An 11,651-nucleotide genomic window follows, 5' to 3' on the forward strand; every position below is an offset into this window, starting at 1 on the left:
CACCCGATGACGGAGGAGTTCCGACGGGCGTGGGACCGACCATGGATGCGGCGCTTGCTAGCGACGCGGCTAAGGCCCCAGGTGGCCGTCCGTCGAGGATGTTGCGAGCAAAGCACGCACACCCGTCCCGCGGACGACCGCACCACTCTACCCTCTGACCACCGCGATCCCCCAATCCGCAGCAACGAGCCCGAGCGAGGTCGCTACGGGGTGTCGAGGATCGCGCGGATGCGCTCCAGCCGCTCCGACACGGACCGCTCGAAGCCTCGGTCGGTGGGCTCGTAGTAGCGGGTGCCGAGCAGCTCGTCGGGCAGGTACTGCTGCGCTGCCACACCGTGGGGCTCGTCGTGCGCGTACACGTAGCTCGTCCCGTGCCCGAGGTCCCGGGCACCGGGGTAGTGCGCGTCCCGCAGGTGCGGCGGCACGGACCCGATGCGACCCGCTCGCACGTCCGCCAGGGCGCGATCGATCCCGACGTAGGCGGCGTTCGACTTCGGGGCGGTCGCGAGATGGACGACCGCCTCGGCGAGGATGATCCGCGCCTCCGGCATCCCGATGAGCGCGACCGCCTGCGCCGCCGCGACCGCGGTCTGGAGCGCGCTCGGGTCCCCCAGGCCGACGTCCTCCGCCGCCGAGATGACGATGCGGCGGGCGATGAAGCGAGGGTCCTCGCCCGCGGCGATCATGCGTGCGAGGTAGTGCAGGGAGGCGTCCACGTCGGAGCCCCGCACCGACTTGATGAACGCGCTGATCACGTCGTAGTGCTGGTCGCCGTCCCGGTCGTAGCGCACGGCCGCGACGTCGATCGCACGCTCCATCGTGGCGAGGTCGACGAGGACGGGCGGCACCGCGTCCTCCTCGGAGAGGGCGGCACCTGCTGCTGCCTCGAGGATGGTGAGGGCCTTGCGCGCGTCTCCCCCGGACAGCCGCAGCAGGTGGTCCTCGGCGTCCTCGTCGAGCACCACCGCACCTGCGAGCCCCCGCTCGTCGTCCACCGCGCGACGCACCAGACGCCGCACGTCGTCGGCGGCGAGCGGCTGCAGGGTGAGCAGGAGGGAGCGCGACAGCAGCGGCGAGTTCACCGAGAACGACGGGTTCTCGGTCGTGGCCGCCACGAGCGTCACCCAGCGGTTCTCGACGCTCGGCAGGAGCGCGTCCTGCTGCGCCTTGGTGAACCGGTGGACCTCGTCGATGAAGAGCACGGTCTCGGTGCCACCCGTGGCAAGGCGCCGCCGCGCGTCCTCGATGACCGCGCGCACGTCCTTGACCCCGGCGGTCACGGCGGACAGCTCCACGAACCGACGCCCCGACGTCGCCGCGATCAGGTACGCGAGCGTCGTCTTGCCCGTGCCGGGCGGACCCCACAGGACCACGGACGTCGGCGCAGCACGCCGGGCCGCCTCGTTGGCCGGCTCGACCAGACGACGCAACGGAGAGCCGGGAACGAGCAGGTGCCCCTGACCCGCGACCTCCTCGAGCGACGCCGGGCGCATCCGGACCGCGAGGGGCGCCCCCTCCCCGACGGAGGGCAGGCCCGAGGTCGTCGACGTCACTGCATCGAACAGGTCCATGCGCGCAGGGTACGCACGCCCACCCACGTCCCGTGACCCGTGCGGCGCGCCCGGCGGGGACGGTTGTGCAGGTTGCCGCCATCACCTGCGACGATGTCCAGCGTGTTCGTCCGTGTCGGTCGCATCGTCGCCCACCGCCCACGCCTCACCGTCGCGGTGTGGATCGTGCTCGTCGTGCTCGGCTACGGCTTCGCCGTCGTCGGCGTGCAGGGCGAGAACCTGTTCGACCGGCTGACGACCGGTGCCCCCGAGGTACCGGGCTCCCAGAGCGAGGAAGGCCGCGCGATCCTCGACGCGGCCGACGAGGGCGGTGCCTCGCTGACCCTCGCGCTGCAGGGCATCGACCCTGCCGATCCTGACGTCGACACAGCCATGGACGACGTGCGGACGGACCTGTCGGCGATCGACGGGGTCATCGCCGTCATCGACCCGCTCGGGCTGCCCGACGGCGCGGCGAACCCCGCGGCAGCACCGCTCGTCGCGAACGACGGTGACGGCTTCCTCGTCGTCGTCGAGCTGGACCCGACGCTCACGGGCGAGGAGGAGGCCGACGCGGTCGCCGAGGTCCACGCGCAGCTGACCGAGGTACCGGACGACCTGCAGACCGTGGCTCCCGGCGTCACGGGGATCGTCGGTGGGACCGCGCTGATCATCGACGCCATCACCCAGCAGGTCGAGTCCGACCTGCGCACCGGTGAGGCGATCGCGCTGCCGATCGCGCTGATCATCATGGTGCTGGTCTTCGGTGGCTTCCTCGCCGCGTCGATGCCCATGGCCGGGGCGATCGCGTCGATCTCGGGCGGGATGGCGGCGCTGCTCGTGTTCTCGTACGCGATCGACCTGGACTCGTCGGTCGTCAACATCGTGACGGTTCTCGGGCTCGGCCTGTCGATCGACTACGGCCTCCTCATGGTGTCGCGCTTCCGGGAAGAGCTGCACAAGCTCGTCGACGAGGACGACGGGCGCGCCAGCAGGCGCCGCCGCGGCGACGGCGCGGTGCTCACGGCGATCGAGCGCACGATGGCCACCGCCGGCCGGACCGTGACGTTCTCCGCCCTGACGGTCGCCATCGCGATCGCGGGGCTCATGGTGTTCGAGGCGCCGATCCTGCGTGCCTTCGGCGCTGCAGGTGTCGCCGTCATCCTCGTCGCGGTCCTCTCGGCGCTGACCCTCGTGCCCGCGCTGATGGCGATGGCCGGCCGACGCCTGATCCGACCGAGCGCGCTCGCCCGGGTGCCGGGCCTGCGTGCCGTGCTCGCGCGGACGTCCGACGTGCAGACCGAGGAGGGGGTGTTCTCCCGGCTGACAGGGCGGGTGCAGCGCCACCCCTGGTGGGTCCTCCTGGGCACCCTCGTGACGCTCGGCGTGCTCGCCATCCCGCTCCTGCACCTCGAGGTGCGCAACTCGACCACCGAGCTCCTACCGGCCGGCAGCACCCAGCGGGAGTTCGTCGACCTCCTCGCGAGCGACTACACGGCGGCCTCGACACCGGCCATCACGGTCGTCGCCGAGACCACCCTCGAGGAAGCGACGGCCTGGGCGGCGACGCTCGAGGAGATCGAGGGCGTCGCGTCGGTGGACCCCCCGACGCTGGTCGGCTCGTACGTCACGATCGGCGTCCGGCCCGACACGGACGACCCGGGCGACGAGACGTCACGACAGGTCGTGCAGGACATCCGCGACCTCGACCCGCCCTTCCCCACGTGGGTGATCGGCCAGGCGGCGTCGCAGATGGACTTCACCGAGGCCGTCAAGGAACGCGCACCCATCGCGATCGGCATCGTCGCGCTCGCCACGCTCGTCCTGCTCTTCCTGATGACCGGGTCGATCGTGGTGCCCGTCAAGGCGCTGCTCACGAGCGCCCTGTCGCTGGCCGCCTCGCTCGGCGTCATGGTCTGGGTGTTCCAGGACGGGCACCTGTCCGGCCTCCTGAACTTCACGCCGACCGGCGGCATCGAGACCTACGTGGTCGCCCTCGTGGTCGCGTTCGGGTTCGGGTTGGCCATGGACTACGAGGTGTTCCTGCTCTCCCGGATCAAGGAGCTCGTCGACGCGGGCCGCTCCAACGACGAAGCCGTCCGCCTGGGCATGCAGCGGTCCGGGCGGATCATCACGTCCGCGGCGCTCATCGTCATCGTGGTGTTCGCGGGCTTCGTCGCCGGGCAGCTCCTCGTCATCAAGGAGGTCGGCTTCTCGCTCGCGATCGCGGTCCTCATCGACGCGACGATCGTGCGGCTCCTGCTGGTGCCCGCGACGATGACGCTCCTCGGGAAGCGGAACTGGTGGGCTCCCCCGTTCCTGCGCCGCCTGCACGAGCGCCTGGGGATCAGCCACTGACCGCTCAGGCGGGCGGACGGTCCGCTGTCGCCGGAGCGAACGAGGAGAGCTCGACCTCGGTCCGGTATCCCAGACGGTGGTAGAGGCGCCGCGCCGTGGCGTTGTCGGCGTAGATCCCGAGCGAGACCCACGCCGCGCCGTCGTCGAGACCTGCCCGCGTGGCGACGGCGGTGAGCGCCGACCCGATCCCTGCCCCTCGCGCCGCCGGCCGGACGCCCAGCCCGTGCAGGTGCCAGGACGCACGACCGTCGGTGGCGCCACGCGCGGCGACGCCGACGACGCCCACGAGGTTCGCACCGTCGTCGACTCCCCACCAGCCGACCTCGCCGGGCGCGAGCGGGTCGGCCGAGGTCTGCGGGTTCGACTCCTGCAGGCACGCGCGGATCGCGTCGGCGTCGAGGACCGGGTCGAGCCGCCGGACCTGGTCCTCACCGGGGACGCGCGGCGGGGCGGTGTCGGCGCACAGCCAGTCCCAGCGGGAGAACGGCACCAGGCCGAGCGCATCCAGGACTGCGCGCGAGGGCTGCGACGTGCGCGGGACGCTCATCCAGCGGACCAGCTCGTGCTGCCCCGCCACGAGAACCGCCGCACGGTCGACGGCCGCACCGTCGCCCCGCCCGAACAGGCTCACACCGGGCATCCCGGCGGAGCTCAGGACGAGTAGCACGCCATCGTCGTCACCCGACCACTCCAGGCCCGACCACCGGCTGCTGTCCGAGAGGATCAGCCGGTCCGCGCGCCACCGGGCGGGCAGACCGGCAAGGACGTCCGAGGTCACGCCGCCGGAGGAGCCTTCGGCTTGAAGTCCACGCCGGCCTCGCGGCGCTGCTCGGGCGTGATCGGGCCGGGCGCGGCCGTCAGCGGGTCGTAGCCGCCACCGGACTTCGGGAACGCGATGACGTCGCGGATCGACTCCGAGCCCGTCAGCAGGGCGAGGATGCGGTCCCAGCCGAACGCGATCCCGCCGTGCGGCGGCGCGCCGAACTGGAAGGCGTTGAGCAGGAAGCCGAACTTCTCCTGCGCCTCGTCCGGGCCGATGCCCATGAGGTCGAACACGCGCTCCTGCACGTCCCGGCGGTGGATACGGATGGACCCGCCGCCGATCTCGTTGCCGTTGCAGACGATGTCGTAGGCGTAGGCCAGCGCCGCGCCGGGGTCCTGCTCGAACGTGTCGATCCACTCGGGCGTCGGCGACGTGAACGCGTGGTGCACGGCCGTCCAGGCGCCGCCGCCGACCGCGACGTCGTCGTCCTCGCCGGTCGGCTTGAACAGCGGCGCGTCGACGACCCAGACGAACTTCCAGTCGTTGTCGTCGATCAGGCCACCGCGGCGGCCGATCTCGAGGCGCGCGGCGCCGAGGAGCGCCCGGGCCTCGCTGGTCTTGCCGGCGGCGAAGAACACCGCGTCGCCCGGGCTCGCCCCGACAGCCGCGACGAGACCTGCGCGCTCGGCGTCGGACAGGTTCTTGGCGACCGGTCCCCCGAGCTCGCCGTCCTCGCCGACCGTGACGTACGCGAGGCCCTTGGCACCGCGCTGCTTGGCCCACTCCTGCCAGGCGTCGAAACCACGTCGCGGCGTCGAGCCGCCGCCGGGCTGCACGACGGCACCGACGTAGGGCGCCTGGAACACGCGGAAGGGGGTGTCGACGAAGTACTCGGTGAGCTCGGTGAGCTCGAGCCCGAACCGCAGGTCCGGCTTGTCGTTGCCGAACCGGGCCATCGACTCCGCGAAGGTGATGCGCGGGATCGGGGTCGGGACGGTCACCCCGATCAGCTCCCACAGGGCGACCAGGATCTGCTCGCCGAGCGCGATGACGTCGTCCTGCTCGACGAAACTCATCTCGACGTCGAGCTGCGTGAACTCCGGCTGGCGGTCCGCGCGGAAGTCCTCGTCGCGGTAGCAGCGAGCGATCTGGTAGTACCGCTCGAGCCCGCCGACCATGAGCAGCTGCTTGAACAGCTGCGGCGACTGCGGGAGCGCGTACCAGGACCCGGGCGACAGGCGCGCGGGCACCAGGAAGTCGCGGGCGCCCTCGGGCGTGGACCGCGTCAGCGTCGGGGTCTCGACCTCGACGAACTCCTGAGCGTCCAGCACCCGGCGCGCTGCCTGGTTCGCCTTGGCGCGCAGCCGCATGGCACGAGCGGGTGCGGGCCGGCGCAGGTCCAGGTACCGGTACTTGAGCCGCGCCTCCTCGCCGACGACCTCGTCGAGCGACGACGAGACCTGGAACGGCAGCGGCTCGGACTCGTTGAGCACCACGACCTCGCTGGCGACGAGCTCGACCTCGCCGGTGGCCAGGTTCGCGTTCTCGTTGCCCGCGGGCCGGCGACCGACCTCGCCCCTCACCTGCAGCACGTACTCGGCGCGCAGACCGTGCGCGACGGCCTCGTCGCGGACGACGACCTGGGCGATGCCCGAGGCGTCCCGCAGGTCCACGAACGCGACGCCGCCGTGATCGCGCCGCCGGTCCACCCAGCCCGTGAGGGTGACGGTGGTACCGATGTGCTCGGCTCGCAGAGAGCCGGCCGTGTGGGTGCGGAGCACGGGTCGTCCTTCGTTCCGGGATGCAGGGGAGCGCCCTCGCGGGCACCGGACGATCCTAGTGGGGAAGCCGAGTGCGCCGCGTCAGGCATTCCGACCGCGGCGGTCGCCGGCGCTCCCGGGCCCCCTCATCCGCGGATGAAGGTCCGCACCCGAGTGACTGACGGGCGGCGCGGGGTCGAGGAGAAGCCGAACCGCACCGGGGGCACCACGTCGGCCAGCGCGCCCAGATCGGTCCTGTCCCAGCGACCCTCCGCCGCGACAACCGCCTGCTGACCGGACGCGCAGTACCACTCGACGCGGTCACCGCCGGCGGTGCCCCGCGTCCGGACGCCCGGTACCAGGAGCCGGGCGACCGGGTCGGCCGCGGTGGCGAACCCGCGGGAGAGCATGACGGTCCGGGGCAGCGCAGCAAGCAGGCGCCCGAGCGCCGTGGGGCCGCCGAGCCGGACCGTGAGGGCGAGGGGTCCGGCGTCGACGTGCCACGAGCGGCTCGCTGCCTCGGGGTGCACGCCCACCGGGACCACCCGCACCTCGTCGAACCGGTAGGTCGTCGACACGAAGTGCGCGACGTCGTCGCACGGCGCCAGCAGGATCCGGCGCCCGTCCGGCCGCTCGACCATCACGTCGGCGAACGCTCCCCACGGCGAGCTCCTCCAGCGCCCCAGCACCACACGGGTGCCTTCCTGCGTGCCCAGGCCGGCTATCCAGCCGTCGAAGACGTGGGCGTCCGTCACGGGCGGTCGCCCGCGCCGGGGCCGTCGGAGTCCGACCGAACGGGCGCAAGCGAGGGCTCTGCGGGCTGCCCAGCCGCCGTCGTCTCCGGCATGCGTTCCCTTCGTCGTCGACGCCTCGCCGCCCGACGAACCTGGACGATCGACTCGTGGACTCGTGGGCACCGGCTGCGCATTCGTGCCGAAGTGGGCAGCGACATCTCTGTCACCCGTGCGGGCGGCCCGCCAGTCATACCTCGATCCGGCCGGTCACGTCCTGTTGAGAGCGCTCGTGTCCGTGACCGGCACGTTCAGAACAGAACCGGCTGGGCGGACACGACGACCGGCTCGAACGCCGACGCCCCACCGCTCGCGATGCTTCCTGTCGGGTAGGCACCCTCCCCCACAGCACCCGTACGGCCCGTGCGATGCCCCGCCGCGTTCGCGAAACCATGCCGGACGAGCAGCGGGCGGACGCGCGCGTCCAGCCAGCGGGCGTACTCGCGCGGCACGTAGGCGCCGCGCCCGTAGAGGGCCTCGTAGCGGTGCACGAGCCCAGGTGCGTGCTCGGCGAGCCAGGCGAGGAACAGAGGCTTGACCGGGCCGCGCAGGTGCAGCGGGAGCACGGTGACGCCTGTCGCTCCGGCATCGGCCAACGAGGCAAGCAGGTCGTCCAACGGTGCTCGCCCGTCGGTGAGCCAGGGCAGGACCGGTGCGACCATCACGCCGCACGGCAGCCCGGCCTCACGGACCGCTCGGATCAGGTCCAGCCTCGCGCGAGGGGTCGGCGTGCCGGGTTCGACCACCTGCTGGAGCGCCTCGTCCCCGACGGCCAACGAGACCCCGATGCCGACCGGCACCTGCGTGGACGCCTCGGCCAGCTGGGCGAGGTCACGGCGTAGCAGCGTCCCCTTGGTGAGGATGGACAGAGGGGTACCCGACCGGACGAGCGCCTCGATGATGCCGGGCATGAACCGGTATCGCCCCTCGACCCGTTGGTAGGGATCGGTGTTGGTGCCGAGCGCCACGTGCTCACCGCTCCACGACGGTCGCGCGAGCTCGGCCCTGAGGACCTCCACCACGTTCGTCTTGACGACGATCTGCGTCTCGAAGTCACGGCCCGCGTCGAGGTCGAGGTACTCGTGCGTCGGCCGGGCGAAGCAGTAGGTGCAGGCGTGCAAGCAGCCGCGCGTCGGGTTCACGGTCCACCGGAACGGCATCGCCGACGCCTCGGGCACCTTGTTCAGCGCGCTCTTGCAGGTGACCTCGTGGAACGTCACGCCCGCGAAGTCGGGGGTGCGGACGCTGCGCACCAGCCCGGCGAGCGCCAGCCCCGGCAGCGCGCTCCCGTCGTCCCCCAGCTTCTGCCCGTCCCACCGCATGAACCCAGTCGAACATGTGTTCTATCGGGTGTCAACGCCTCGCAGCCTCTGGTCGCGCCGTCCTCAGTCGACCGGCACGACCCGCGGCCAGAGGTCCTCGGCGGCGGGCGCCCAGACGGACGCGTCCGCGTCGACCTGCTCGCCCGACCGGATGTCCTTGACCTGGTCCGGTGCGCCGTCGGCGCCGAGGAACCAGACGAACGGGATGCCACGCCGGTCCGCGTGCCGGATCTGCTTGCCGAACCTCGCGGCGCTCGGGGCTACCTCGACGGGGATGCCCCGCGACCGCAGCTGGGCCGCGACCTCGTCGGACCGTTCGCGCGCGTCCTCCGAACCCACAGCGACGAGCACGGCGCTCGGGACGGACCGGGTCGCCTGCACGAGGCCGGCGCCGATGAGGCGCGAGACCAGCCGGGAGACGCCGATCGACAGGCCGACGCCCGGGTAGGTGGTGGCGCCGTCCGAGGCGAGCGTGTCGTAGCGCCCGCCCGAGCAGATCGAGCCGAGCTGCTCGTGCCCGACGAGGACCGTCTCGTAGACCGACCCCGTGTAGTAGTCGAGACCGCGCGCGATCTTGAGGTCGGCGACGACGACTCCGGGTGCGCGCACCGCCGCGGCACGGATCAGGGCACCGAGCTCTGCGAGGCCCTCGTCGAGGAGGTCGTTGCTCACACCCTCACGGGCCGCGAGGGCGCGGACCGCGTCGATGACGGTCTCGTCGGACCCGCTGATCGCGGCCAGCTCGAGGCAGGCGCGGGCGCGGGCGTCGTCGGCTCCGGCCTCGGCGACGAGCAGCGCAGCGACCTTCTCGGGGCCGACCTTGTCGAGCTTGTCGATGCTGCGCAGCACGGCCTCGACGTCGTCCAGGCCGAGCCCGCGGTAGAAGCCCTCCGCAACCTTGCGGTTGTTCACGAGGATGCGCACCGGCGGCACGCCGATCTCCTGGAGCGCGCCGAGGGCCGCGGCCATCACGAGCGGGAGCTCGACCTCGTAGTGGTACGGCAGCTCACCGGCTCCGACCACGTCGATGTCGGCCTGCACGAACTCACGGAACCGGCCGTCCTGGGGTCGCTCGCCGCGCCACACCTTCTGGATCTGGTAACGCCGGAACGGGAAGGCCAGGTGGCCGGCGTTCTCGAGCACGTAGCGCGCGAACGGGACGGTCAGGTCGAAGTGCAGGCCGAGCCCGGCGGTGCGATCCACCTCCTCCTCCTGGAGGCGGCTCAGCACGTAGACCTCCTTGGAGGTCTCCCCCTTGCGCAAGAGCTGGTCGAGCGGCTCGACGGCGCGCGTCTCGATCCCGGCGAAACCGTGCAGCTCGAAGGTACGGCGCAGGACGTCGAGGACGTGCTGCTCGACGAGGCGCCCGTCGGGCAGCCACTCAGGGAATCCGGACAGCGGGGTGGGTCGGGCCATGGGGCCTGATCTTTCCAGACGCACGCGTGCGTCTGGACTCCCGGCTCAGCCCCGAAGGAACGGGTTGTGCGCCAGCTCGGAGGCGATCGTGCTCGTCGGACCGTGCCCGGGCACCACGACCGTCTCCGGAGGAAGAGTCGCGACGACCTCGCGCAGGGTCTGCTCCATGGTGGCGTGGTCGCCGCCCGGCAGGTCAGTCCGCCCGATGGTGCCGGAGAACAGCACGTCGCCCGTGAACGCGAGCCGTTCGTCGTCGGCCTCGACGAGGTAGAGGGTGGATCCCTCCGTGTGACCTGGTGCATGCCGTGCCACGATCCGCAGGCCGCCCAGCTCGAGCGTCTCGTCCAGGCTGCGCCGGTCCGCTGCCGCTCCGAACGTCTCGACGCGCGCGGGGGCGCGATAGGTCGTCGGGTCGACGCCCGCCGAGGCCAGTGCCTGGGCGAGCGGACCCCGAGGGTCGTGCACCGCGTGACCCAGCACGCCGAGCGTGCCGAACGGGTCGGCGAGCCTGTAGGCGTCCGCGGCGTGCAGCACGACGGGGACGTCGAGTGCCTCCGACAGCCGTGCCGCGTCCCAGGTGTGGTCCACGTGGCCGTGCGTCGCCAGGATCGCCGCCGGACGCAGCTCACGGGTCGTGACGAGCTCGAGGACGTCGTCGGCCACACCCGCACCCGCGTCGATGACGACGCACGTCCCCTCGTCATGGACGAGGATGCTGCACCGCGCACCGAAGACCGGGGCGACGACCGTGATCACCTGCATGCGACGCACCGTATCCCTGCCTGACCACGGCCGCTGTCCCGCGGCGTGGCGCAGATGGCGGCACGTGCCCCCGCCTTGCCTAGACTGTCCCGGGTTGCTTCGTGCAGTGCGGCAGGTGAGGTGCCTGTCGTCGACGCACAACGATGCGAGGAGTAGGCGTGACGATCAAGCGCGAGCGGGAGTACGAGCGCCGCCGGTACGAGAAGTGGCAGGAGCGCCAGGCTGCAGCGCGCCGCAAGCGCAAGCAGCGTCAGCGCTTCGTCGCCGGTACCGCGATCGTCGCGCTCATCCTCGCCATCGGCATCGGTGCCGTCGTCGTCAACAACCAGAACACCCCGGACGCGTCAGCGACGGAGCCGACCTCGACGTCGCCCGCACCGACCGCGTCGACCGACGCCACGGCCGAGGTCCCGGACCCGTCGCTCGCGCAGAACCGCACCTGGACCGGCGACATCTCGCTCACCCAGGGCGACCTCGCCATCGAGCTCGACGGTGCCGCGGCCCCGCAGGCGGTCGCGAACTTCGTGACCCTCGCCGGCAAGGGCTACTTCGACAAGACGAAGTGCCACCGGCTCACGACCGAGGGCATCTACGTGCTCCAGTGCGGCGACCCGACCGGCACCGGCACCGGTGACCCGGGCTACAAGTGGGGACCGATCGAGAACGCGCCGGCGGACGACATGTACCCGGCCGGCACCATCGCCATGGCACGCCAGGGTGGGGACGGGTCGTCCATGGGCAGCCAGTTCTTCATCGTGTACGAGGACTCGTCCATCCCGTCGGACGCAGCAGGCGGTTACACCGTGTTCGGCCACGTGACGTCCGGTCTGGACGTCGTGAAGGCCATCGCCGACGCGGGCACCACAGAGGGGTCCGAGGCCCCGGTGTCCGACGTCATCATCGAGGGAGTGAACATCCAGTGACTCAGA

Annotated in this window: 9 protein-coding genes; 2 read left to right on the forward strand and 7 right to left on the reverse strand. The window is 71.9% G+C overall.

The genetic code is table 11. The features are described from left to right. Positions 1-203 precede the first annotated feature (203 nt). On the reverse strand, positions 204-1,571 hold the full coding sequence (locus tag AC1DPN_RS10930; RefSeq protein WP_477084768.1) for a replication-associated recombination protein A: 1,368 nt from the start codon (positions 1,569-1,571) through the stop codon (positions 204-206). Between the two features lie 93 nt (positions 1,572-1,664). Here AC1DPN_RS10930 and AC1DPN_RS10935 point away from each other — a divergent pair, with 93 nt between their 5' ends. Then, a complete protein-coding gene (locus AC1DPN_RS10935) occupies positions 1,665-3,908 on the forward strand; it encodes an MMPL family transporter (protein WP_477084769.1) in 2,244 nt (747 codons plus the stop codon). 4 nt (positions 3,909-3,912) lie between these two features. On the opposite strand, the gene AC1DPN_RS10940 is transcribed toward AC1DPN_RS10935, so the two are convergent. The 6 genes from AC1DPN_RS10940 to AC1DPN_RS10965 form a co-directional block, all read right to left on the reverse strand. Next, positions 3,913-4,686 (reverse strand): GNAT family N-acetyltransferase, encoded by a 774-nt coding sequence (locus AC1DPN_RS10940; RefSeq protein ID WP_477084770.1) that lies wholly within the window; start codon positions 4,684-4,686, stop codon positions 3,913-3,915. Beyond that, positions 4,683-6,452: an aspartate--tRNA ligase gene (aspS, locus tag AC1DPN_RS10945; protein ID WP_477084771.1), complete on the reverse strand. Its 1,770-nt coding sequence runs from the start codon at positions 6,450-6,452 to the stop codon at positions 4,683-4,685. Before aspS ends, AC1DPN_RS10940 begins: the two co-directional genes overlap by 4 nt. Positions 6,453-6,577: 125 nt before the next feature. Continuing rightward, positions 6,578-7,186, reverse strand: a complete 609-nt coding sequence (locus AC1DPN_RS10950) for a hypothetical protein (protein ID WP_477084772.1) — start codon at positions 7,184-7,186, stop codon at positions 6,578-6,580. A 287-nt stretch (positions 7,187-7,473) separates the two neighbouring features. Beyond that, positions 7,474-8,544 carry an Rv2578c family radical SAM protein gene (locus tag AC1DPN_RS10955; protein WP_477084773.1) on the reverse strand — a complete coding sequence of 357 codons (1,071 nt, stop codon included), beginning with the start codon at positions 8,542-8,544 and terminating at the stop codon, positions 7,474-7,476. A gap of 63 nt (positions 8,545-8,607) precedes the next feature. After that, positions 8,608-9,960: a histidine--tRNA ligase gene (gene hisS, locus AC1DPN_RS10960; RefSeq protein WP_477084774.1), complete on the reverse strand. Its 1,353-nt coding sequence runs from the start codon at positions 9,958-9,960 to the stop codon at positions 8,608-8,610. 45 nt (positions 9,961-10,005) lie between these two features. Further along, positions 10,006-10,722 (reverse strand): MBL fold metallo-hydrolase, encoded by a 717-nt coding sequence (locus tag AC1DPN_RS10965; RefSeq protein WP_477084775.1) that lies wholly within the window; start codon positions 10,720-10,722, stop codon positions 10,006-10,008. A gap of 158 nt (positions 10,723-10,880) precedes the next feature. Here AC1DPN_RS10965 and AC1DPN_RS10970 point away from each other — a divergent pair, with 158 nt between their 5' ends. After that, entirely contained in the window at positions 10,881-11,645 is a 765-nt protein-coding gene (locus AC1DPN_RS10970) for a peptidylprolyl isomerase (RefSeq protein WP_477084776.1), read from the forward strand. The last annotated feature ends 6 nt before the right edge of the window (positions 11,646-11,651 follow it).

It is taken from the genome of Cellulomonas sp. P4_H4 (genome assembly GCF_056400865.1).